The 25386-nt window shown below is 24.2% G+C and carries 27 protein-coding genes and 1 tRNA gene; 10 read left to right on the top strand and 18 right to left on the bottom strand.

The features are described 5' to 3' along the window. Positions 1-83: 83 nt before the first annotated feature. The 6 genes from AAHM79_RS01550 to AAHM79_RS01525 form a co-directional block, all read right to left on the bottom strand. Positions 84-1004, bottom strand: coding sequence for an ABC transporter permease (locus AAHM79_RS01550; protein WP_342257931.1), 921 nt, complete (start codon positions 1002-1004; stop codon positions 84-86). Next, positions 1004-3304, bottom strand: coding sequence for an ABC transporter permease subunit (locus AAHM79_RS01545; protein ID WP_342257930.1), 2301 nt, complete (start codon positions 3302-3304; stop codon positions 1004-1006). The genes AAHM79_RS01550 and AAHM79_RS01545 overlap by 1 nt, the downstream gene beginning before the upstream one ends. Further along, entirely contained in the window at positions 3297-4877 is a 1581-nt protein-coding gene (locus AAHM79_RS01540) for an ABC transporter ATP-binding protein (protein ID WP_342257929.1), read from the bottom strand. Before AAHM79_RS01540 ends, AAHM79_RS01545 begins: the two co-directional genes overlap by 8 nt. Positions 4878-4894: 17 nt before the next feature. Further along, complete coding sequence (locus tag AAHM79_RS01535; protein ID WP_342257928.1) at positions 4895-6202, bottom strand: BMP family ABC transporter substrate-binding protein; 1308 nt, start codon at positions 6200-6202, stop codon at positions 4895-4897. A gap of 333 nt (positions 6203-6535) precedes the next feature. Beyond that, the gene (locus AAHM79_RS01530; RefSeq protein ID WP_342257927.1) at positions 6536-7882 is read right to left on the bottom strand and encodes a BMP family ABC transporter substrate-binding protein; all 1347 of its coding nucleotides are present in this window, start codon (positions 7880-7882) and stop codon (positions 6536-6538) included. A gap of 64 nt (positions 7883-7946) precedes the next feature. Next, positions 7947-8318, bottom strand: a complete 372-nt coding sequence (locus AAHM79_RS01525) for a helix-turn-helix transcriptional regulator (protein ID WP_338958114.1) — start codon at positions 8316-8318, stop codon at positions 7947-7949. Between the two features lie 119 nt (positions 8319-8437). Here AAHM79_RS01525 and AAHM79_RS01520 point away from each other — a divergent pair, with 119 nt between their 5' ends. Then, entirely contained in the window at positions 8438-8935 is a 498-nt protein-coding gene (locus tag AAHM79_RS01520) for a hypothetical protein (RefSeq protein ID WP_342257926.1), read from the top strand. A gap of 25 nt (positions 8936-8960) precedes the next feature. Here AAHM79_RS01520 and AAHM79_RS01515 read toward each other — a convergent pair whose 3' ends face one another. After that, the gene (locus AAHM79_RS01515; RefSeq protein ID WP_342257925.1) at positions 8961-9476 is read right to left on the bottom strand and encodes a hypothetical protein; all 516 of its coding nucleotides are present in this window, start codon (positions 9474-9476) and stop codon (positions 8961-8963) included. Positions 9477-9714: 238 nt separating this feature from the next. Here AAHM79_RS01515 and AAHM79_RS01510 point away from each other — a divergent pair, with 238 nt between their 5' ends. Continuing rightward, positions 9715-10665, top strand: a complete 951-nt coding sequence (locus AAHM79_RS01510; RefSeq protein WP_342257924.1) for an IS30 family transposase — start codon at positions 9715-9717, stop codon at positions 10663-10665. A gap of 84 nt (positions 10666-10749) precedes the next feature. On the opposite strand, the gene AAHM79_RS01505 is transcribed toward AAHM79_RS01510, so the two are convergent. Both AAHM79_RS01505 and AAHM79_RS01500 read right to left on the bottom strand, forming a co-directional pair. Further along, positions 10750-11286: a DUF402 domain-containing protein gene (locus AAHM79_RS01505; protein ID WP_338958122.1), complete on the bottom strand. Its 537-nt coding sequence runs from the start codon at positions 11284-11286 to the stop codon at positions 10750-10752. A 178-nt stretch (positions 11287-11464) separates the two neighbouring features. After that, positions 11465-11541 (bottom strand) — tRNA-His (locus tag AAHM79_RS01500). A 221-nt stretch (positions 11542-11762) separates the two neighbouring features. Between AAHM79_RS01500 and AAHM79_RS01495 the strand changes: the two genes are divergently transcribed. The 8 genes from AAHM79_RS01495 (at position 11763) to AAHM79_RS09615 (ending at position 16452) form a co-directional block, all read left to right on the top strand. Continuing rightward, a complete protein-coding gene (locus AAHM79_RS01495; protein WP_342257923.1) occupies positions 11763-12713 on the top strand; it encodes an IS30 family transposase in 951 nt (316 codons plus the stop codon). A gap of 26 nt (positions 12714-12739) precedes the next feature. After that, on the top strand, positions 12740-13066 hold the full coding sequence (locus AAHM79_RS01490; protein WP_342257922.1) for a hypothetical protein: 327 nt from the start codon (positions 12740-12742) through the stop codon (positions 13064-13066). A 290-nt stretch (positions 13067-13356) separates the two neighbouring features. Further along, the gene (locus AAHM79_RS01485; protein ID WP_342257921.1) at positions 13357-13674 is read left to right on the top strand and encodes a hypothetical protein; all 318 of its coding nucleotides are present in this window, start codon (positions 13357-13359) and stop codon (positions 13672-13674) included. Continuing rightward, positions 13656-14129 carry a hypothetical protein gene (locus AAHM79_RS01480; protein WP_342257920.1) on the top strand — a complete coding sequence of 158 codons (474 nt, stop codon included), beginning with the start codon at positions 13656-13658 and terminating at the stop codon, positions 14127-14129. Before AAHM79_RS01485 ends, AAHM79_RS01480 begins: the two co-directional genes overlap by 19 nt. A gap of 175 nt (positions 14130-14304) precedes the next feature. Further along, positions 14305-15426, top strand: a complete 1122-nt coding sequence (gene ychF / locus AAHM79_RS01475; protein WP_342257919.1) for a redox-regulated ATPase YchF — start codon at positions 14305-14307, stop codon at positions 15424-15426. 76 nt (positions 15427-15502) lie between these two features. Continuing rightward, on the top strand, positions 15503-15817 hold the full coding sequence (locus AAHM79_RS01470) for a helix-turn-helix domain-containing protein (RefSeq protein ID WP_342257918.1): 315 nt from the start codon (positions 15503-15505) through the stop codon (positions 15815-15817). 45 nt (positions 15818-15862) lie between these two features. Continuing rightward, positions 15863-16234 carry a hypothetical protein gene (locus AAHM79_RS01465; RefSeq protein ID WP_342257917.1) on the top strand — a complete coding sequence of 124 codons (372 nt, stop codon included), beginning with the start codon at positions 15863-15865 and terminating at the stop codon, positions 16232-16234. Further along, positions 16144-16452, top strand: coding sequence for an IS30 family transposase (locus tag AAHM79_RS09615; RefSeq protein WP_425289549.1), 309 nt, complete (start codon positions 16144-16146; stop codon positions 16450-16452). Before AAHM79_RS01465 ends, AAHM79_RS09615 begins: the two co-directional genes overlap by 91 nt. Before the next feature lie 240 nt (positions 16453-16692). On the opposite strand, the gene AAHM79_RS01460 is transcribed toward AAHM79_RS09615, so the two are convergent. The 9 genes from AAHM79_RS01460 to uvrA form a co-directional block, all read right to left on the bottom strand. Beyond that, complete coding sequence (locus AAHM79_RS01460) at positions 16693-18312, bottom strand: lipoprotein (protein WP_342257916.1); 1620 nt, start codon at positions 18310-18312, stop codon at positions 16693-16695. 40 nt (positions 18313-18352) lie between these two features. Continuing rightward, positions 18353-18793 carry an IS3 family transposase gene (locus AAHM79_RS01455; protein WP_342257915.1) on the bottom strand — a complete coding sequence of 147 codons (441 nt, stop codon included), beginning with the start codon at positions 18791-18793 and terminating at the stop codon, positions 18353-18355. Between the two features lie 78 nt (positions 18794-18871). Then, a complete protein-coding gene (locus AAHM79_RS01450; protein WP_342257821.1) occupies positions 18872-19057 on the bottom strand; it encodes a hypothetical protein in 186 nt (61 codons plus the stop codon). A 73-nt stretch (positions 19058-19130) separates the two neighbouring features. Beyond that, positions 19131-20057 carry an IS30 family transposase gene (locus AAHM79_RS01445; protein WP_342257914.1) on the bottom strand — a complete coding sequence of 309 codons (927 nt, stop codon included), beginning with the start codon at positions 20055-20057 and terminating at the stop codon, positions 19131-19133. A gap of 86 nt (positions 20058-20143) precedes the next feature. Next, positions 20144-20839 carry an SGNH/GDSL hydrolase family protein gene (locus AAHM79_RS01440; protein ID WP_342257913.1) on the bottom strand — a complete coding sequence of 232 codons (696 nt, stop codon included), beginning with the start codon at positions 20837-20839 and terminating at the stop codon, positions 20144-20146. 106 nt (positions 20840-20945) lie between these two features. Beyond that, on the bottom strand, positions 20946-21470 hold the full coding sequence (locus AAHM79_RS01435; RefSeq protein ID WP_342257912.1) for a hypothetical protein: 525 nt from the start codon (positions 21468-21470) through the stop codon (positions 20946-20948). A gap of 95 nt (positions 21471-21565) precedes the next feature. Further along, positions 21566-21715 (bottom strand): hypothetical protein, encoded by a 150-nt coding sequence (locus AAHM79_RS01430; RefSeq protein ID WP_338987802.1) that lies wholly within the window; start codon positions 21713-21715, stop codon positions 21566-21568. Between the two features lie 270 nt (positions 21716-21985). After that, positions 21986-22231, bottom strand: a complete 246-nt coding sequence (locus AAHM79_RS01425) for a hypothetical protein (RefSeq protein ID WP_342257911.1) — start codon at positions 22229-22231, stop codon at positions 21986-21988. 252 nt (positions 22232-22483) lie between these two features. Then, entirely contained in the window at positions 22484-25354 is a 2871-nt protein-coding gene (gene uvrA, locus AAHM79_RS01420; protein ID WP_342257910.1) for an excinuclease ABC subunit UvrA, read from the bottom strand. Positions 25355-25386 lie beyond the last annotated feature (32 nt).

Raw genomic sequence — 25386 nt, 5'->3', positions numbered from 1 at the left:
TAATTAAATCTTAGAAAATATTACTAAAAAAGTAAAATTTAATTTCAAAATTAATTCATCATTAAAATTATTAATAACTAATTTTATCGTTTAGATTTATTGAAAGCAATACCCAATGCTTTTGGTGTTTTACTTCATTTTGATGTAAACACTAAAACTAATAAAGATGTTACAAAAGGCAATATATTCCATATATCAGAATTACTTGATATTCATTGAGGAATATTTGGTAAAAACGTAATTCTGGCACCTGTTGTTTCAACAATAGCAAATAAGGCAGCACCAATTGTAATCAATGGTACTCTTCATTGTCCAAAAATTAAAATAGCTAAAGCAATAAAACCATTTCCACTAACTGTCCCACGAAAAGTTTGGCTAGCATACATTGGAAAAATACCACCAGCAATTCCTGCTAAAAAACCAGATAATAATACAGCAACATATCGTTGTTTAATAACATTAATTCCTGCAGCATCAACCGCATTGGGATTTTCACCAGTCGCAACATGATGTAATCCTCATTTAGTATATTTTAGAATAATAGCAATACTTACTAAAACTATAATTGCTAAAAATAAATATAAATTAAAAAATTCATTATTACCAATTTTTGGTAATTGATAAATATTTGTTAATGAAATAAAACCATTATTCCCTGGTAACTGAACAACAAAAACTGCAATTGCTGCTGCTAAAATATTAATTGCAACGCCAGAAATAATTTGATCAGATTTTAAAGTAACTGATGCAAAAGCATGGAAACAAGCAAATCCCATTCCCGCTAATCCAGCTACTAATAAAGCAACAATTTGTGATCAATTACCTCAATTAACACCTATATTTTTTCCAAATGAAGAAAAAGCAAGAGCACCAATTGTCATCATTCCTTCAATACCAATATTAACAACACCAGCACGTTCTGAAATTAATCCAGATAATGCACCAAGTACTAAAACAACAAAAATTAAACTAGAATGTTCAATAATTATTTTGAGTGCTTCCATTAACTTTTTCCTCCTGTTCTTTCAGTTTTGATTTTCATAATTGATTGTTGTTCATTTTTAAATATATCAGTAAATTTATTAATAAAAGTTGTCTTTTCAATTTCCGCTTTTTTAGTAAATTGTTTAGTTAATATATTAATATTACTATTAATTGGGATAATTTGACTTTTTAATTGCTGTTTGTCAATTTTATAATTTTTAATTAAGTCTTTAACATTATTTTTATAATTAGTTTGAAGTTGATGTTTTGCTAAAATTAATTGTTTTTTTATTTTTTTATCGTCAGTTTTAACTGTTTGATTTTTTAATAACTTTAATTCATCACTTAATTCTTGTTTCAATTTATTAATTTCTCGATAAAGATTTAATTTTAAGTCTTTTACTCTTGACTTATCTAATATTGCTTTTTGTTTTTTTAATAATACTATTTCTCGAATTAAATCTTGCTTATAGTTATAAACATTATTTTCATATTTCATTTTTTCATTAATATACATATTTAAACTTTCACCATAAATCGTTTTTATTTCTTGTTGAAAATTATTTCAATTACCAATTTTACCTTTTTTTCAAATTGCATTATATTGTTTATATATATAATGATTTAAAGCTTTATTTTCTTGGAAAAATTGTGCTCAATTAACACCAACTTTATCATTTTTATTTTTAATAACTGCTTGTAACTGTAAGTTGATATCACTATTAACTTTATTAATTTCTTGTGAAAGATTTTGTTTTAAATTTTTAACTACTGACTTATCATCTCATAGTATTTTATTATATTTTCCTTTTAATTGTTCTTTATCAATTTTATATTTTTTAATTAATTCCTTAGTTTCAATTTTATAAGTAATTTGAAGTTGACATTTTTTTAAAATTAATTGTTCTTTTAATTTTTTATCATTAGTTTTAACTAATTCATTTTTTAATGACTTTAATTGATCACTTAATTCTTGTTTCAATTTATTAATTTCTTGTGAAAGATTTTGGTTTAAATTTTTAACTTTTGACTCATAATCTGATAATGATTTATTATATTCTATCTTTAAGTGATTAATTTTATTATTTTTTTCTTTAATTAAATCTGATTTTAACTTATTATATTGTCTCTTTATTTTAAAATTTTCAATAAAATGATAGTACATCTTGGCAATAAAACTATTTGTAACTTTTCGTTTTTCTCCATCAAAGGCTATATTTAAATAACGAATTAAAAATTTAATTGGCTGTAAACGAGATAATAAAACTGCACAAGCAGCTGAATAAATAATAACACCAAAAATAATATCACCAGTTGCTGTTGGTAATGTTAATACTGAACCAATTGAACCACCACTCTTAATTAAGCCTCAAAGAAAAGCAGAACCCACAACACCTATTGGATTAATTTTACCAACTAAGGCAACAGCTATACTATCAAAACCAATAGTTGGTAAATCATCAGTTAAAAAACTAATTGAAGGATTTTTGGCAATGTAATAAATAACAGCCATTACTCCTGCTAATGCTCCTGAAATAACAAATGATGTTATGCAATAATGTTTATGATTAATACCACTATAAACCGCAGCAAATGGATTTAAACCTACTGTTCGAATTTTATAACCTAAAGTTGTTTTTTTCAATAAAAATCAAACTGTTATTATTAAAATAATAGAAATTAATAATGGTAGTATACAATTATAACCATTAATAATCATACTCATACTATCATGAATAGTTGCTGATGTTCCATGATCAGCATCATATAAATCTTTATTGATTTTAAATAGTCATTTTACTAAATATCAAATTGTTCAATTTAATAAAATAGAAGTAACAACCTCATGAACATTAAAAAAAACTTTTAATAACACTGTTACCAACGCCACCAATATTGCTGCTAATACTCCAGCAAAAAGCGCGCTAATTATAGCTAATGGTTGTGATAAGTCATAACGGACACCAATTGCGATAACAACAGCTCCTGCTGCTAACATTTGACCCGCAACTCCAATATTAAACATTCCTGAGCGGAAAGAAATAACTAGTGCTAATCCTGCTACAATATAAATTGCTCATCAAACTAAAGTATTATCTCAATTATTAGCTGGCCAACTTGTAAAAGCATATGTTAATAACAACTGAAAATAAGTAAAAGCATTTTGACCTGAACCAATTATAACAAAACAAGCAATAATTAATCCAAAAATAATGGCAAAAATTGAACCCTTAAATTTAGTAAGACTACTATTCATTTCTTTTGAACCAAGATATAAACGACTTCGTCGTTTTAAAAATCATGTTTTTTGTTTAAACATTATCTTCATTTCCTTCCATTAACATTTTTTGTCCCGCCATCATTAATCCTAATTGTTCACGAGTAACATTTTTAGGACTAACATTACCAGTAATTTTACCAGCATGTAAAACAACAATTCGATCTGCTAATGACATAACTTCTGATAATTCATAAGAAATTAATAATACTGCATTACCTTCATTTTTTTCATCAAGAATACGACTATGAATATATTCAATAGCACCAATATCCAAGCCACGTGTTGGCTGAGCAACAACTAAAATTTTATGTTTTCTTGTTAATTCTCTACCAACAACCGCTTTTTGTTGATTACCACCTGACAAACCTCTAACTAAAGCAAAACCACTTTTACTACCACGAACATCATAATTATTAATAATATTTTGTGCATAAGATTGAATAGCTTTACTGCGAATCAAACCATGCTTAGAAAAAGGATATTCGCTAATATTTTGTAAAACCATATTATCAATAACATTATAATCTAAAACAAGTCCATATTTATGACGATCTTCAGGAATATGACTTAAACCACTTTTATATAAACTTTGAATTGAACTGTGTTTCATATTCTTATTACCAAAAAAAATATCACCTTTTTCTGGCTTAATCAAACCAGTAATTGCTGAAATTAATTCAGTTTGACCATTACCTTCAATACCAGCAATAGCCACAATTTCTCGTGACTTAACTTCTAAACTAAAATCAGAAAGACCCATTATTGATTTCCTATTACCAATTTTATGAACAAATAAATTATCAATTTTTAATAATACTGGCCCTAATACAACATTACCTTGATTTCTAATATCAACTAAATCTCTACCAACCATCAAAGTAGCAATTTCTTCTTTAGTTTTACTCTTAGATTCAAAAGTTTCAATAACTTTACCTAAACGAATTACTGTAACATTATCAGCAACTTGTTTAACCTCTTCTAATTTATGACTAATAAAAATAATAGTTTTACCATCACGTCTAAGTTCTTCAATAATTGTTAATAAACTAGTAATTTCTTGTGGTGTTAAAACCGCGGTTGGTTCATCAAGTACAATAATACTAGCACCACGATAAAGAACTTTTAAAATTTCAACACGTTGTTGCATACCAACACTAGCATTCTCAATTTTTAAATTCAGTTTAATGTCTAATTTATATTTTTTTGAAATTTCTAAAATTTTAGATTTAGCTTTTTTATAATTAATTCACTGTCATTTATGAACCGGCTCACTACCTAAAATAATATTTTGTAAAATAGTGAAGTTATCAACTAATTTAAAATGTTGATGTACCATTCCAATACCTAATTCGCCTGCTCTAATTGGTCCTGATATTACTACTTCTTTACCATTAATTTTAATAATACCTTTTGTTGGTTGATATAGTCCAAATACGATTGACATTAGTGTCGATTTACCTGCACCATTCTCGCCAACCAAAGCGTGAATTTCTCCTTTTTTAATTTTAATAGAAATATTATTGTTAGCAATAATAGTATCTAAAAAAACTTTAGTAATACATTCCATTTCAACAGCATATTGTAAGTTCTGTTTTTCAATATTTACTTGCATTTTATCACCCCTCTTAATTATTTAAATGGATCATATTCTTTTTTAATACCATTAATTCAATAATGATCTTTTAAATTGAGTACTTTTTGTCATCCAGCAGAAATTTTATCTAATCAATTAGTAGTTTCTGTCATTAATGGTGTGTAAATATCTTTATCACCATCTTTAATTGCTTTATTTGGTGCTATTCCAGTAAAATTAGGCCCACCTCTGTATGGTGCATCATCAATAAATGTTTGATCGGCAGTTGGATCAGTTGGATGCTCTGGATTCTGATCAGTTTTACCAACTGATTTTCAGAGCATAAGTTTAATTGAACTAATTAAATCTTTTTCTGCAGAAGTAATAAACCTATCTGCAGATTGTGGGTATTGAAGTTGTTGATCTGTATCAACACCAATAATTTTACCTTGACCAGATTTTTTTAATGATGATAAAGTATCTTCGGTTTGTGGTCCTGCTACCGGAAAAATAATATTAGTTTTTTGTCGAGCAAGATCATCATTAATTGCTTGTGAACCTTGTGAACCTTGAGTAAAATCATCACTAAATTGAGTACCTGAAGTTATAAATTTAATATTTGGTAATGATTCTTTAAAATCTGAATTTAAAATTTTAACTCATGATATTAATTTTTCTTCATCTTCTTTATTTTTAAATTTATTATTAAAAAACTGTATGGCTCAATAATAACCATACATATAATTAGTAACTGCTGGAATATCAAGTCCACCATAGGTTGACATTTTTAAATTATCAAGTCCACCATATTGATTAGCATGAGCAGTTAACCATATTGCCCCTGCCAATCCGGCTAAAAAGCCTGATTGTTCTGCTTTGTAAAGTAAACCAGCCAATTGTTTATTAGATTTTGGTACTTCTTTATTTGCAGTATCACCATCAATAAAAATAAATTTCACTTTATGTTTTAAAATAGTATTTTGTGCTTTAACCAAAGCATTATGATGTAAAAATCCTGAAGCAATAATTACTTTACTGTTTATGAAAACGGCTTTATTATATGATGTCATTAAATCATCAGTATTAGTTAATTGGGGATTATCTCAAGAAACCTCAACTCTTTTATTTTTATATTGAGGATCAACATAATCACTATGTGTTCAATCATTAAACTCTTGTTTAAACTTGAGGGCAGCATTATATGATGATTCATTAAAAGAAGCATCATTAATAGTATGTCCATCAGTTACAACAGTTATTCGATAAATATTTGGATCATTAAACTGACTATTGCAAGCAATGATTGGTAATATCATTATTACTGACAATGATATTGCACTAAATACAGTAAAAATTTTACGCATACTATTATATTCCTCCTACAATTATATATAAATATTTATATAAAAAAAATATAAAAAAAGAAAGCAAAAACATTGCTTTCTTAATTCAATTATTCAAAATAAAATAAAACTGTGTATAAATAAATTTTGAAAATAAATGGGTGGGAATAACTTACTATTAAAAAATACAGTATATATGTATTTAATATTAATTATTTTCTTATTTTCACAATTAACTCTAAACACTAGTTTCTCCTTTTAATGGCATAACTACCATTATATAAGATAATAAAACCTATTCTTTAAAAATTCAAGAATAATTATAAATTTTTTAAAATATATAGTAAAGTTTTATTAAAACTGTGGTTTATACTTTTCAAAACTTTCATCAACATAATTTTTTCAAGCATTTTCTCACTTATCACGAGTAGAATCATTAGCTAAATCAGCAACTAATTTATTATAAGCATCAGTTACTTTTTGTGCCAAATGTCAATAATCATTACTATCAATAATTAAGTTATTATAAATAGCACTAATAGAATCATTATTAGCAATTCCAAGATATTGCTGACCACCTAATGCTGGTTGTGGTATGCTACCATCAAAGTATTGTTCACCATTAATAGGTTTAATACCATCCTCATTATAATCTAAATTAAAAGAATGTCATAATCAAGTATTAACTGACTTATGAATTCCTTTTAAAGCTGATGTAATAAAAATATCTTTAGCATAACTATATTGAACACTTTGATTAACATCGACACCAATAATTTTTGCTTTGCTATTAGTAGTAGAGTTTTTAACAGCTGATACTAAATCAATTGTTTGTGCTCCTGCAACAGGCATTACAATATCATCTTTATATCCATCAATTAATTGTGAAGTTATCGCTTTTGATGATTTTGTACCGGATTCAAAACTACCTGTAAATTGTTTAGCAATTTTATCAAAATGAATATCAAATTTATTAGTTCATTTTTCAATTTTTTCCTTACCCTCTTTAATTCTAATGGCATTAGTCATTTCCAATAAATTATCATTGCTATTACGATATTTATTAAAATAATATACACCTCAATAATAACCCATCATATAACTAACAATAGTATCAGCTGGTAAACCACCAAAAGTTGACATTTTTAAACCATTATCATCATATGTTTCATGATTAGCTGCTAATCATATTGCTCCTGCTAATCCTGATAAAAACCCTGATTGTTCTGCTGAATAACTTAAACACGCTACATCAACTGGCTTTTCTAATTTAGCATCAACTAAAATAAAACGAACACCTAACTTTTTATATTGATTTTGAATAGCTGATGTTAATGCACCAAGATGATTAAACCCAATAACAATAATTGTTTTAGCACCAGCAAATGTTGCTAAATTATAATTATTTTGTAAAGTTGAAACGGTACTATCTCGTGAAATAATTCAACGCGTTTTCATTTTTTTATTTTTTCAAACTTCATTACCGGGTAAATTACTAATCATAATAAGATTATCATTAAATGTTTTAGTAAACTCTTTTGAACCTTCTAATACTTGCTGATTAAAAGCTTTATCGAATAAATCACCACCATCAGTAATTATTCAAATATCACCAACACTAGGAATACTACATCCAATTAATCCTACTGATGAACTATTTATTAACAAAGTAATAATTAATAATTTTAAAAAATATTTCATAAATTTCTCCTATAAATAAAAAAATGTACTACAGTAAAAATATTAATATTTATTTACAATTTTTTTATACTTTATTTTTACCATATTTTTCATCAAAATTAATAATTCCTCTATTATATGCATCAAGAATAATTCGTGCACAATGAACAGGATTATATAAAATATTAGTTTTTAATTGTGAATTAGCCATTAACAGTTTAATAAATAGTTCAAAATCATTTTCTTTTAATACAAAATCATGCGTAAAACCTTTTATATCATTCATATCTACTAATAATGCTAAAAGAATTTTATGAATTATTCCTCATGAAGAATTTTTAGCATTACTCTCAATTCTACTAATTGTTGCTTGACGAACACCTACTAATTTCCCCAAATATGCTTGCGTTCAACCAAGTCTTAGACGTATACGCCTAATTTCTACTTCAATTGCCATTTTATTTCCCTCTCTAATTTTAGTTATTCCCAAACTTATTATGTTATGAAAAATTATAAAAAGATAAATTTTATTCTATATTTGCATAAAATATACTAAAATTAATATGGTGATACAAAATGGAAAATGAATTAATTAAATACTGAACAAAAAAAAGTTTTTTTTATGTTAGCATTTTGTGATTAATTGTTCAAATTATATTTATAATAATAGGTTCAATTTTAATAAATACTACTAGTGAAAAAATAATTAATATTTTATTAATAGTTGGCATAAATAGTTTAATTCTATTAATTTTGTTTGCTTTTTCTATTAATCATTATACTTATGAAACAGTTTATCAAATTAAAGTCAAAGGTAGTACTTTTCAAACTAAATTTTATCGTTATCTAATTATTCTATTTAGTTTTGGTTGATTAATTTTTTTCATTTTAAATGCATTATTTATGTTAGTGGAAACTGCCGTTTTTAAAAGCAAACTTGATTATTTTAATACTTTAAACGATCATTGATGAATTTTACTTATTGTAACAATATTTAACGTTTTAATTATTAGCATACATCGACAATTAATGCATTATACATTAACAAATTTACAATTACAATGAAGTAAATAGATAAATAACAAATAGTAGATTATATCTACTTTTTCTTTGCATCTCATAAATTTATAATATTTTTTGCACTAATTAAACCAAATAATGATCCACAAGCAACTAAACCACCATTTAATCCAATAAAAACAAATGATAATCCTAATACTAAAGTTATTACTCCATTGCCAAGACTGGCAATACTAACAATAATTAATGGTAATAATGTAACAACAATTGAACCAACTCCAATTACTAAACTAAGAATATAACCAATTCTTTGTTCAAATGCTTTTCTTGAATTTATCATTACTAAAATAAATATAAGAATACCATAAGTTGTTAGACAAGCTATCAATATAATTCATCCTAATCATTGAATAGTACTTAATCCAGAATCAAAAACTTCTTGTAATCATTCTCCAAACTTCCATAATAATTCATAAGAACTTTCCATTAATCCTTTTAAAGAAATCATAATTATAGAAATAACCATTACCGGCATTAATGTTGTCAAAAGTAGATAAATACCAATGTTAGATAATGTTTTTGAAAATTTTAACATCCTTTTACCTCTTTATAATTATTATTTCGCAATATTTCTAGTAAACTATTCGTACTTTATTTTTAACATCTTATGCAAAAAAAATTTAAAATCTATAAACAATAATTTTATTTATCAATCATTTTTAAAATTATGCTGAATTATACTTGTAAGTGCAAGTAAATAAAATTGCAAAAAATTCTCATATAAAAATTTCATAATGCTAAATTTAGTTTAGAAAAAAGTAAGGAGTTTTTATATGAGTTATAAACATCTTGGCATAGATGAAAGGATTTATATTGAGAATCAATTGAAATTTAAATTTAAAATTAGTGAAATAGCTAAAAATCTTAATCGAAGTATTAGTACTATTATTCGAGAAATTAATAGAAATAAAGATAATAATCATTATTTTTCATTAATTGCACAAAATAAAGCTGAAAATCGAAAACAATCACATATTAGTTTTCATAAGTTTAAAAATAAGAATTTCGTAAAATATGTACAACAAAAATTACTATTAGGTTGATCACCTGAACAAATTTATGGCAGAATTAAAAATTTTCATAAAGAGTGAGTTATTAGTTTTAAAACAATTTATACTTGAATTTATTTTGGAATGCTTGATAAAGTTACTAGTAAAAATTTAAGAAGAAAAGTTAAAAAACGAAAATCTAAAGAAAATCGTGGCAAGTTTAATGGTAAATCAATTAAAGAACGAGATATAAATGTTAATGATCGTATAACACTTGGTCATTGAGAAGGAGATACTATAGTATCATCACGAGGTAAAAGCAAATCATGTTTAATAACTTTAGTTGAAAGAGTATCACGTTTTACTTTAGCAATATTAGTTAAAAACAGAACTACTAAAGTTATTAATAAAAATGTCAGTTATTATTTATCAATTCTTCCTAAAAACATTGTTAAAACTATTACTTTTGATCGTGGCAAAGAATTTTCAAATTGACAACAACTTGAAAAAAATTTAGATGTAAAAATTTATTTTGCCAATCCATATTCACCTTGACAAAGAGGTACTAATGAAAATACTAATGGTTTAATTAGAGAAAAATTTCCTAAAAAATTTATTTTTTCAAAAACTAATAAAAATGAAGTTCATAAATTTATATTGTCTTTAAATCAAAGACCGAGAAAAATATTAAATTATCTTTCACCAATCGAATATTTGGATAGAAAAATAATTTAGTTGCACTTACCTTTACAATTTAGCAAAATTTAATTTAGTTATAAAAAGTTTTAATATCAAAAATAGTAAGAACATATGTTCTTACTATTTTTGTAAACTTTGGTCTTGATAACTTTTTCAATAATTTAAAATTACATCATCATTAAATAAATTAATTTCATTTTTCTTAATTCCTTTTTTTAATTTATTTATATTTTGTCATAATATATTTTGTAAAGGTATTGGATACTTTCATATTCGACGATTAGTTTTAAATTCTTTCAAATCTAACAGTTTATAAGAACGATTAGGAAATACTTTAACATCTAAATCATAATCAATGTATTTAACTGTTTGCGAATCTAAAATAAAAGGACTGGCAATATTACAATAATAATGAACACCATCATTACGAATCATACAAATAATATTGTATCAATCATTTTTAAAAAATAACCAAATTGCTGGATCAACGGTTGTTCATTTACGACCATTAATTTCAGTAATTGTTACATTCTCATTTACTAAAACTAAATATTTTTCAGTATCTTCTAAAACAATTGAATTATTTCAACTACGATATAAATCGCCATTATGCTTATATGCATGAATTGAAAGTATTTGCCCTTCTTTAAGGTACATATACATTTAAACCTCAACTTTCTGCAAATCATAAAACATAATAATTATACCATTATTTATTTAGTAAATAAAAAGCGAAAATAAATTTATAATAATATTTACTTGCACTTACAAGTATAATTCAGCAAAAAAGAAAAAACTCCAAAAAGGAGTAGTAAAAAAACATAATTTTATTAAATGGGGCGACTGACGGGATTCGAACCCGCGAATGTCAGTTCCACAAACTGATGCGCTAGACCGCTACGCCACAGTCGCCATATTAGTTTCTATAAGTAAAACCGTTAAATATTATACAATAAATTTATGATTTTTTAATATTTTTTTTCATAAAACTACAAAAATAATCATCTAATTTGCGTATATAACAGTAATGCTGAATTATACTTGTAAGTGCAAGTAAATAAAATTGCAAAAAATTCTCATATAAAAATTTCATAATGCTAAATTTAGTTTAGAAAAAAGTAAGGAGTTTTTATATGAGTTATAAACATCTTGGCATAGATGAAAGGATTTATATTGAGAATCAATTGAAATTTAAATTTAAAATTAGTGAAATAGCTAAAAATCTTAATCGAAGTATTAGTACTATTATTCGAGAAATTAATAGAAATAAAGATAATAATCATTATTTTTCATTAATTGCACAAAATAAAGCTGAAAATCGAAAACAATCACATATTAGTTTTCATAAGTTTAAAAATAAGAATTTAGTAAAATATGTTCAACAAAAATTACTATTAGGTGGATCACCTGAACAAATTTATGGCAGAATTAAAAATTTTCATAAAGAGTTAGTTATTAGTTTTAAAACAATTTATACTTGAATTTATTTTGGAATGCTTGATAAAGTTACTAGTAAAAATTTAAGAAGAAAAGGTAAAAAACGAAAATCTAAAGAAAATCGTGGCAAGTTTAATGGTAAATCAATTAAAGAACGAGATATAAATGTTAATGATCGTATAACACTTGGTCATTGAGAAGGAGATACTATAGTATCATCACGAGGTAAAAGCAAATCATGTTTAATAACTTTAGTTGAAAGAGTATCACGATTTACTTTAGCAATATTAGTTAAAAACAGAACTACTAAAGTTATTAATAAAAATGTCAGTTATTATTTATCAATTCTTCCTAAAAACATTGTTAAAACTATTACTTTTGATCGTGGCAAAGAATTTTCAAATTGACAACAACTTGAAAAAAATTTAGATGTAAAAATTTATTTTGCCAATCCATATTCACCTTGACAAAGAGGTACTAATGAAAATACTAATGGTTTAATTAGAGAAAAATTTCCTAAAAAATTTATTTTTTCAAAAACTAATAAAAATGAAGTTCATAAATTTATATTGTCTTTAAATCAAAGACCGAGAAAAATATTAAATTATCTTTCACCAATCGAATATTTGGATAGAAAAATAATTTAGTTGCACTTACCTTTACAATTTAGCATTTGCACAAAATTAAAGAAAAATTATTAGAGATTATTGATAAAGAAATAATGAATGATAAGCAGTTAATTGAAGAAGGTCAATTGATACATTTAGAACGTTTAAGAAATAATGAAGATTTAAGATATGTTATTAGTAATAATATTTTAACGTTTGATTTTACTGAAAATAGTAAAGAAAAAATTAAAAGTTTAAAAGAAAATGTAAATAAAACAAGTGTTATATTTGATATTAGTTATCATTCAAATTTTTTAGGTAATTATAAGAAACAAACATCTGCAATTAATTTTAAAATTAATAGAGATAGTTCAATTGCAAAAAAAGATTAGCAGCCATAAAAGAAGAGGTTAGCAAGATAAGAAATTCAGTAGTAGTAGTTAATAGTAAGATCAGAACCGTAGCTAATGATTTACGTGACTTACACAATAGTATTCTTAATCTTTTACAAACTAAAAAACAAGAATGGGAAACATTAAGTAATCATACAAATTTAAATGTTCAATTTCAAAATCAACGAGTAATAGCAAAATTAAAATTAGATATTGAACAACTTAATGAACAATTAGTTAATATTAAAGATAAAATTTTTAAATTAAGTGCCCAAAAAGTAGAAAATTCATTGTTTTATAATGATTATATAACTTTTATTAGATATTATGATCGAGTTACCGAAGATACACCTTCAGATATGAAAAAATATTTGTATTGAGATAAAAACTATCAAATTATTAAAAATAAGTTAAAAATATATAGTGGTTATAATAATTTTGATGATTATAAAACAGTGTCTTTAAATAAAATTAATAATATTAAAGATATTGACATTGAAAATTGTAAAAAATCTTTAGTAGAATTATCAAAAACAAAATTTAAAAAACTTAGTTGATGACAGAAAATAATAAATAAAATATCTTGAACATGAAAAAAACAAAAATAGCTATTAAGACAGTTAAAGAAAATAATACAAAAAATTTTGGAACTTTAATTGTAAATTTAAATGATAATAAAACATCAATAGATGAAATAAGCGTACCTTATCAAAGACAAAGTATACCAGAACTATTACCAACATCTGAGCCTTGAGATGAATGAATAATTGAAAAAAAACCTAAATTATCACGTTCAAATAGTACTGATAGTGCGATAAGTTCACTTTCTTCTGAATTTGAAGAAAATGATTATTCTATTATTGATATCGATAAAATATTAAGAGAACTTAATAGTTATAGTTTTCCACAGTATAGTGATTTAGAAAGCAGTACTGAATCATCTCGTCAAGAATTTAATCATTGTCTTACTAGAACAGCATCTAGTGATAGTGGCATTTGTTCTGGTCAGATTACTCCTAAACCAGTTAGTACAAATCCTTTTGATGATGAAAGCGATGATTAAGAACTTGCTGGTAATACTATTAATGAATCTAATAATTTAGTAAATACTGTACCATTACCATCCAAATCAACTTCAAAATTAAATTTTTCTTAATTGATAATTAATTTTATATTTTTCTTTATAATTTATATGATACGATGTAATCATATAAGTAAAAGAAACAGGTGTATATTATATGTTAACTGCTGGTATCGTTGGTTTACCTAATGTAGGTAAATCAACATTATTTAAAGCCATTACCAATTCACAAGTATTAATTGAAAATTATCCTTTCGCTACTATAAAACCAAATATTGGTAGCGTTCCAGTCAATGATTCAAGAATTTTAAATTTAATAAAAATCTTTAATCCACAAAAAGTTGTACCAACAATTTTAGAATTACATGATATTGCCGGACTTGTCAAAGGCGCTAGTAAAGGTGAAGGATTAGGTAATCAATTTCTTGCTAATATTATAACAGTTGATGCAATATGCGAAGTTATTCGTTGTTTTGATGATATTAATGTTAGTCATGTTGAAAATAAAATTGATCCAATTAATGATTTTGAAATTATTGAATTGGAATTAATGTTAGCTGATCAAGAAGTAATAAGTAAACGAAAAGAAAAAGTTCGTAAAAAATCGCAAATAACTAGAGATAAACAAGGTATTGCTGAGGTATCTTTATTAGAAAAAATTAATAATGAATTAAACAATGGTGTTGCTATTCGTAATCAAAAGTTAAGTTCAGAAGAATTACTAATGATTAAACCTTATAATTTTTTAACTGCTAAACCAATAATTGTTATTGCTAATATTAATGAAAAAGATTTAATAACTAAAACCAATAAATATGTTGAACAATTACAACAATATATGAGCAAAAAAAATATTACTGTAATTGTTGTTTGTGCTAAGACAGAATGTGAACTTTCTGAATTAGAAGCAGAAGAAAAAAAAGAAATGTTTAAAGAGTTAAATATTTTTGAATCAGGAATTGATCAAATTGTATTAGCAAATTATAAACTATTAAATTTAGGTACTTATTTTACTGTTGGACCCAAAGAAGTTCATGCTTGAACTTTTATTAAAGGAATGAAAGCACCAGAGTGTGCTGGTATCATTCATACAGATTTCATGAAAGGTTTTATTAGACTTAAAGTTTATAATTATCAAGATATAGAATTATTGGGTAGTGAAAAAAATGTTCAGGAAAAGGGAAAAATGAGAGTTGAAGGTAAAAATTATATAGTTGAAGATGGTGATATTTGTCATTTCCTTTTTAATGTGCTGAATTATACTTGTAAGTGCAAGTAAATAAAATTGCAAAAAATTCTCATATAAAAATTTCATAATGCTAAATTTAGTTTAGAAAAAAGTAAGGAGTTTTTATATGAGTTATAAACATCTTGGCATAGATGAAAGGATTTATATTGAGAATCAATTGAAATTTAAATTTAAAATTAGTGAAATAGCTAAAAATCTTAATCGAAGTATTAGTACTATTATTCGAGAAATTAATAGAAATAAAGATAATAATCATTATTTTTCATTAATTGCACAAAATAAAGCTGAAAATCGAAAACAATCACATATTAGTTTTCATAAGTTTAAAAATAAGAATTTAGTAAAATATGTACAACAAAAATTACTATTAGGTTTATCACCTGAACAAATTTATGGCAGAATTAAAAATTTTCATAAATAGTGAGTTATTAGTTTTAAAACAATTTATACTTGAATTTATTTTGGAATGCTTGATAAAGTTACTAGTAAAAATTTAAGAAGAAAAGGTAAAAAACGAAAATCTAAAGAAAATCGTGGCAAGTTTAATGGTAAATCAATTAAAGAACGAGATATAAATGTTAATGATCGTATAACACTTGGTCATTGAGAAGGAGATACTATAGTATCATCACGAGGTAAAAGCAAATCATGTTTAATAACTTTAGTTGAAAGAGTATCACGATTTACTTTAGCAATATTAGTTAAAAACAGAACTACTAAAGTTATTAATAAAATGTCAGTTATTATTTATCAATTCTTCCTAAAAACATTGTTAAAACTATTACTTTTGATCGTGGCAAAGAATTTTCAAATTGACAACAACTTGAAAAAAATTTAGATGTAAAAATTTATTTTGCCAATCCATATTCACCTTGACAAAGAGGTACTAATGAAAATACTAATGGTTTAATTAGAGAAAAATTTCCTAAAAAATTTATTTTTTCAAAAACTAATAAAAATGAAGTTCATAAATTTATATTGTCTTTAAATCAAAGACCGAGAAAAATATTAAATTATCTTTCACCAATCGAATATTTGGATAGAAAAATAATTTAGTTGCACTTACCTTTACAATTTAGCAAAATGATATCATTTGATAAATTTAAAGAAAATAAAATTAAAGAACTTATTAAAGAAAATAATAATGAAAATGAAAATAAAAAAATTGTAATGAAAGAATGATTAATTTTAAATAAAATTAATTCAAAAAGTTTAATTCAAGATTTACTTTTATTTTTCATAAAAAATCCTCTTTTTAAATTTATTATTAAACCTATAATTTGTTATATATTACTTTTAATTTCAAATATTACTATCTGATTTTTTAATTATTCATTTATCAAATGTTATATAATTATTTTTATTTGTATTATCTCTAGTTTTTTTATTACCAAAAATAAAACTAAAATCGTCAATAGTAATATTTAAGCAAGAATAATAATTTAAAGGATTTTTAATTACTTCTAGTGTAGAAGCATCTATGTTTCGAATAAATTCAGAATTTTTCAAAGTTGCATCTTCTTTTCAGCAACCATTTAATAGTATTCTAAATTCTGTATTATTAGAAATTACTCCTTCTGTTATTGCTTTTTCTTTAATTTTTTCACTAAAATAATTACTAACATCGAATAAACTTTTATTTTCAGAAACATATGAATTAAAGTCTGTTTTATCCATATACATAATTAATGCATTTTCTTTGTTAATAATACTAAATGGGATTTTAATAAAACCATCTAAAGAAAAAATTTTTCCTAATGCTTGAGATACAAAATTTACTCATTCTTGTCTTGTCTGATTTTTACGAATTGTAATAAAATTAAAATTAATTCTTTCTAAGGTTAAACCTGAAATAGTTCAATTATTTAATGAAATTTTTCCAAAATTTTTAATATTTGATTTATCTTTTTCAATTTTTGATTTTGTTGTGCTACTTAAATTCGAATCAATTCATTTATCTAAATCTTTTTTAAAATCTTCAACTATTATATTAAAATATTCTTTTAAGTAATCTATTGAATCAATCCTTAATTTATTAAATGCATTATAAAAATGATTTGCTTCATTATATATATTTTTTTTAATTTTTACATCATTTTTTTCCAAAAAGGTACTTTCATTAATAACAATCTTGTTATTATTTAATATTCTAAGTAAAATTTCCTTAGCTTTATCAATTATGTTATGATTATCTTTAGTTATATCAATATTCACAAGATAATCTTCTATTTTATTTTTAATTTCTAATGAGGCTGCTTGAATTACTGAAAATATATTTGCACCTGTGTTTGCAAAATATATAATATATTCTTGATTTAGATCTTTATTTTGCAATTTATTATGATCATCTTTATATGATAATAATAAATTTAAATTTATTTTAATAGAATATCAAAATTCTATATTTAATTTATCTGGACTATAATTTTGAATGCCAAAATTAACTTCTTCTTTTTTTCATTTAAAAGGAACTTTTTTAAAATTGCTTCTATTAGTAGAAATCTTTAATATATCATCATTTGATATTCCATTAAATAATAATCTTAAATTATTATCAAGTATTAATTTATTAGTAATATTAATATTAATTATTTTTTGTATTCTTTTAGTAAAAGCATTAATAAAATTAATATTATCAATAATTACCTCTTTTTCAGAAGAAAGATTTTTTAAAATATTAAAATAATCTTTACCTGATACAAATTCATCTTGAAAAAATAAATTTGCATTTGAATTTGTTAAATCTCCAAATCCTTCTTTAATTTTATCTTGTGTTTTAATTAATAATTCTTGTATACTATTCCCATTATTAATTATTGGACTTATTGGTTCTTGACCACCACCACAAGCAATAACACTTGTACTTGCTGTTCCAATTAAAGTTATTACTGCTAACATACTAAGTAATTTCTTCATATCTTTTACCCCCTAAATTCTAAATTTTGTTATTAAAATTTTACAATATTTCTAAAATAAATCTTCATATATGCTTACTGCATAAATAATTAGTTAAGAAAGAAAAAAAGAGAAAGAATTGATAATTGGAATGGTAACACTTTTTAGGACTATTTTTTGGTAGACATTTGTTTTTGGCTTTAACTGGAGTTAAGTAGTTTAGAATGCTGTGGATTCTTATGTTGTTGTATCAGTTGATATAATCAAATAATTCTAATTTTAATTGGATTAATGATGTAAAATTTTTATCATTAATAAATTCAGTCTTAAAAGTTTTAAAAATTGCTTCAGCAACAGCATTGTCATAAGGACAACCTTTTTTGCTTAAAGAATGGTTAATATTGAATGCTAATAAAAATTTATCAATAATTTTATTATTAAATTCATTACCAAAATCACTATGAAATATTTTAATATCTTTTAAACAGCGATTTGATTGCATAAATGCTTGATGTACTAATGCTGCCTTTTTTTAGTATCTACACACTATGTCCAATAATTTCGCGGTTGTATAGGTCAATTAATAAGCAAATATAGTTTCATTTACCATAACTTGAACATAAGTTAAATCATCAACAATAACTTCATTTTTAATTTTATTATTAAAGTTTCTATTAACAAGATTGGTGATTTTTTCATCATTTACTTTATTATGGTTTTTATAATTTAATTTGGTATATTTTGATATTAAATTATGTTTATTCATAATTTCTTTAATTTTTCGTCTTGATGCTAAATTGTAAAGGTAAGTGCAACTAAATTATTTTTCTATCCAAATATTAGATTGGTGAAAGATAATTTAGTATTTTTCTCGGTCTTTGATTTAAAGACAATATAAATTTATGAACTTCATTTTTATTAGTTTTTGAAAAAATAAATTTTTTAGGAAATTTTTCTCTAATTAAACCATTAGTATTTTCATTAGTACCTCTTTGTCAAGGTGAATATGGATTGGCAAAATAAATTTTTACATCTAAATTTTTTTCAAGTTGTTGTCAATTTGAAAATTCTTTGCCACGATCAAAAGTAATAGTTTTAACAATGTTTTTAGGAAGAATTGATAAATAATAACTGACATTTTTATTAATAACTTTAGTAGTTCTGTTTTTAACTAATATTGCTAAAGTAAATCGTGATACTCTTTCAACTAAAGTTATTAAACATGATTTGCTTTTACCTCGTGATGATACTATAGTATCTCCTTCTCAATGACCAAGTGTTATACGATCATTAACATTTATATCTCGTTCTTTAATTGATTTACCATTAAACTTGCCACGATTTTCTTTAGATTTTCGTTTTTTACCTTTTCTTCTTAAATTTTTACTAGTAACTGTATCAAGCATTCCAAAATAAATTCAAGTATAAATTGTTTTAAAACTAATAACTCACTCTTTATGAAAATTTTTAATTCTGCCATAAATTTGTTCAGGTGATCAACCTAATAGTAATTTTTGTTGTACATATTTTACTAAATTCTTATTTTTAAACTTATGAAAACTAATATGTGATTGTTTTCGATTTTCAGCTTTATTTTGTGCAATTAATGAAAAATCATGATTATTATCTTTATTTCTATTAATTTCTCGAATAATAGTACTAATACTTCGATTAAGATTTTTAGCTATTTCACTAATTTTAAATTTAAATTTCAATTGATTCTCAATATAAATCCTTTCATCTATGCCAAGATGTTTATAACTCATATAAAAACTCCTTACTTTTTTCTAAACTAAATTTAGCATTATGAAATTTTTATATGAGAATTTTTTGCAATTTTATTTACTTGCACTTACAAGTATAATTCAGCATTTTTATTTAATTCTTCAATAACACTATCTAACATTTTATTAAAATTAGTAGTTAAATTTAAAATACGTTCCTTATCTTTTTCTTTATTTTTAAATAAAGGGATAATACTCATATTAGGAACATTACATAATAAAATACGTTGAGCACCCTTATTTATCAATTTAGTTAAAGCATTTTTTATTAACTCAACTGCTTTATTAATAATTTCTTCTTGGTCGTTTAATAATGATTGTTTAAAAGCATATAAAATATCATTACCACCAAACTCTACTAAAATTATATCATTGCTATTAATATGATGCTGACTAATTAAAGCATCTACTTGATGAATAATATCAAAATGATTAATAACAAAACTTTCTACTGTTAATTCTTTTTTTCTACTAGCTAAAGCTCCACTAACTGCATAATTATTACCAATTTGCTCATCAGCAAATAAAAAAAGGTCAAATCTTCAAGCAGAAGTTAAATTTATATGCAAATAATCGGCAATAATTTGTGCTGCCACAGGACCATTAGAAAAAGAATTTTTATAAAATGGTGGTAACATTTTAACTATTTTAGGTATTTTTAAATGCTTAAAAAGAGCTGTAAAACCACTTACTAATGCTCCTGTGTCTGATAAACTATCTCCTAGAACATAAAAATTACCTTTTATTTTTTCATTATCATTCATGACTTCTCCTTCTAAAAATAAACTTAAACTGAAAATATCTTAAAATAATTGATTTAGCTTGTCATAGTACAAAAAATAATTATGCTAAAAGTGGACATTATCATATTTAAATAATAGAATTTCCTCTTTTTTTATAATCTTTAATAATATTAATAGTAATTAATGTTGCCATTAAACAAGTAATACAACTAATAATATTTAAAACAACAGCAACAATAGTAATTTGATATGAAAAAACTTTATTATCATTAAATTGAGGTAAAAGCACAATAACACTAATAATTTCGCAACTTGTTCCAATAATACCTAAACAAAAACTAATAAAATCAAGCGAAATACTAAATTGATCTTTTCGATATAATTTCATATTTTGTTTTATCAAAGTTTTCTTTAATCTAATTAAACGGAACATTAATAAAAAAGGTAGAAAAGCTAAAGTAAAACTAGTAATATCAAAAAAAATTGCAACAACAGTTATTCAAAGTGATGCTTTATCATTATCTCAAAAAGGTTGTAATGCTAAAATACTTAGAATTCCCAAAAAAATACCTATTAAACCAGTTCCAAAACTTATTAAATCCATTTTAAGAATTTTTTTATTAAACTTTAAAAAATATACTCTTTTTTCCAAAGTGACAAATCCTTTCATGTCTATATATAAGTAAGATTTTATCATATAAATGGAAATAATTTTCTCCAATTTTAGATTACAAATAAAAAGAATAACTATAGTTGTGTTATTAATCTATTGTTTGTTGAAATTTCAGTATTTTGTACATTAATTGAATTTATTTCCTTAACAAGAGAGACAATATTTTCTTTAAATAAATTAAGTCTTTGTCTTTTTTTTCTAATTTTTATTTCAACTTTATTCAAACTTTTTTTGATATTACAAATTTTTAATCCAATTTTATAAAGTTGCTCTTTTTGATTATTTAAAACAACTTTTTCACATTCTATTCTATTAACTAATCTTATTTCAAAATTATAATAACCAAAAGTGAAAAACTTAACTAATTTACTTTTAAATTTAAAAATCTTACTTGTTTTCTGTTTTTGAAAAACTTCTAATTTTTTAAGACTATTATTATGAAAATTTAAAATAATTTCTTGTTGATTATTAATTTTATATAATTTTTCTTTTAATTATCATTTTTTACTACTTAATTTACAATTTAATTCTATTTTTAATGCTGTAATTTTATCAATAAGTTTACCCTTTTCCTTCTGTTTTTGTTCCTCTCACATTAAAGTAAATTCAAGTAATTCAAACTCTAGTTCTTTATCTCATGGAAAAAAATTTTCTTTTTCAAACTTAAAAGAAAGAAATTCAAGTTCTTTTCTTTCATCATTAAATACTTCATCTTTTACTTTCACTAAAAATTTTTGCATTCATTGATACTGTTTTTCCATTATTTTTAAATTTTAAAAAAAAAATCTTTTTCAAAAAAAATAAATCAATATTCTAAGTATTGTATATTAGAAGAAGTACTAAAAACTTCTTTTAACTTTATTATATTACTTTTAACATTTTGTATAGTTGAATTTATAAGTATTTCTTTTAAATTTGGTACTACTTCTAAAGACATTTTATTTCTCCACTTCTTTTGTTAAAATTCAAGAATACTACAGAAAATATTTTAATTATTTTCTATTCAAATCGCGATTAATAACTGCTTTTAAATATTGTCCAGTATAAGACTTAGGATTTGTTATTACTTGTTCTGGTGTTCCTGTAGCAATGATTTCACCACCAAATTTTCCACCCTCAGGTCCTAGATCAATAATGTAATCAGCAACTTTAATAACTTCTAAGTTATGTTCAATTACAACAACAGTATCACCATGATTAACAATTTTATTTAAAACTTCAATTAACCTTTTAATATCATCAACGTGTAAACCAGTAGTTGGTTCATCTAAAATATACATAGTTTTGCCAGTAGCACGTTTTTGTAATTCTTTAGCTAGTTTCACTCTTTGTGCTTCACCACCAGATAATTCAGTAGCGGGTTGTCCTAATTTTACATATCCTAATCCCACTTCTTGTATCATTGCTAACTTTTTATGGATTTTTGGATGATTAGAAAAAAAAGTTAATGCTAAATCAACAGGCAGTTCTAGTACATCATAAATATTTTTACCTTTATATTTAACTTGTAATGTTTCACTATTATAACGTTTTCCTTCACAAATTTCGCAAGTTACATAAACATCAGGTAAAAAATGCATCGCAATTTTAATAACACCATCACCAGAACAACGTTCACATCTTCCTCCCGGTACATTAAATGAAAATCTACCTTTAGCATATCCTCTAATTTTTGCTTCTGGTGTTTGTGTAAATAAATCACGAATATCATCAAAAACTGAAGTATAAGTAGCAGGATTACTCCTTGGTGTTCTGCCAATCGGTTCTTGCGAAATAGCAACAATTTTATCAATAAATTCAGTCCCTTTTATTGCTTTATGTTTTCCTGGTCGTTGTCCCTTTAAACCTAAATACTTTTGAATACTAGTATATAAAATATCATTAACAAGCGTTGATTTACCACTTCCTGAAACACCAGTAACACAAATAAATTTACCTAAAGGTAATTTAACATTTATTTTACGTAAATTATTAGCTTGTGCTTCTTGAATTTCAATAACTTTGCCATTACCACTTCTTCTTGATTTAGGTAATGCAATAAATTTTTCACCATTTAAATATTGTCCAGTAATTGAATTAGGATTATTAGCAACTTGCTGTGGTGTACCTTCAGCAATTACTTCACCACCATAAATTCCGGCTTTTGGACCAATATCAATTAATCAATCTGCTGCTCACATTGTATCTTCATCGTGTTCTACTACTAATAATGTATTATCAAGATCTCGCATTTGTTTTAAAGTTTCAATTAACTTAACATTATCACGTTGATGTAAACCAATTGAAGGTTCATCAAGAACATACAATACTCCCGTTAATTGTGAACCAATTTGAGTTGCTAATCGAATTCGTTGTGATTCACCACCAGATAAAGTTTGTGCCATTCTTGATAAGTTTAAATAACCTAAACCAACATTAGTTAAAAAACTTAAACGATTAATGATTTCTACTAATATTAATTTAGCAATTTCTTGTTGATAAGGTAATAATTTAATATTTAACATAAATGTTAAACTTTCTTCGATGTCTAAATTAGTATATTGACTAATATTCATTTCTTTATTATTTTCATCTTTAATTTTAACTGCTAGTGCAAATTCATTTAATCTTGTTCCTTGACAAGTTAAACAAGTACGTTCACTCATAAATTTACGATAATAATCACGGGCAAAATCACTAGTTGTTTCTAAAAAACGTCTTTCAATTAAAGTGGCAATGCCTTCAATATAATCATGATTAGGATATTTACGACCATTTGCCGAAGTAATACTAAAAGTAATGGCTTCATCACTACCACGCATAATATAATTAAATTGTGTTTTTGTTAAATTTTTTAATGGTTGATTCAAATCAATTAAATAATGATAACAAAGAACTTTTAATTTTTGTCATTCTAAATTACTAGTACCAACTAAGTTTTTATAATACTCAATGCCACCATCATTAATTGATAATTTTAAATCTGGCATTAATAATTCTTCGTCAACTTCTAATTTTACTCCCAAGCCTTTACAATCAAAACACGCTCCACTTGGTGCATTAAAAGAAAATAAACGCGGTTCTAAACTGGGAATTGAAAATCCACAAATTTTACAAGCATATTTTTGAGAAAATAATCACGTTTCATTTGTTTGCGATAAAATAACCTTTGCTAAACCATTACTATGATTTAAAGCAACTTCTAAAGCATCATGAATTCGTGAAATAGTATTATCATCATTGGTAAATTTAATACGATCAATAACAATATCAATATAATGACGTAATGATTTATTCAATTCAATTGGTTCATCTAAACTATATATTTTATTATTAATTTTAACTCGCAAAAAATTTTCTTGTTTTAATTTTGCTAATAAATCTTGATGACTACCTTTTTTAGCATTAATAACTGGTGCTAAAATTTCAATATTAGTATTATCTTCTAACGTTTTAATTTTATTAACCATTTCTTTTAAAGTTTGCGTGCTAATTGGACCATGACCCTTATTACAATAAGGATTTCCAATCCGTGCATAAAGTAAACGCAAATAATCATAAATTTCAGTAACAGTACCCACAGTACTGCGAGGATTATTACTTGTAGTTTTTTGATCAATAGAAATTGCTGGTGCTAAACCATCAATAGCATCAACATCAGGTTTTTCACTGTTTCCTAAAAATTGACGAGCATAGGCTGAAAGTGATTCAACATATCTTCGCCTTCCTTCTGCATAAATTGTATTAAAAGCTAATGATGATTTACCACTTCCTGAGACACCAGTAATAACTACTAACTTATACTTTGGAATTTTAATATTAACATTTTTTAAATTATGTTCACGTGCACCTTTAACAGTAATATATTTTTGATTATCTGTCATTTATTCCTCCACTTATATGCTCTTTCTAATTA

It is taken from the genome of Spiroplasma endosymbiont of Nomada ruficornis, assembly GCF_964030795.1.
In the GTDB taxonomy this organism is placed as follows: domain Bacteria; phylum Bacillota_I; class Bacilli_A; order Mycoplasmatales; family VBWQ01; genus Spiroplasma_E; species Spiroplasma_E ixodetis_A.
Note: the sequence above shows the minus strand (reverse complement) of the source record. Positions and strands in the feature narration are given on the sequence as shown.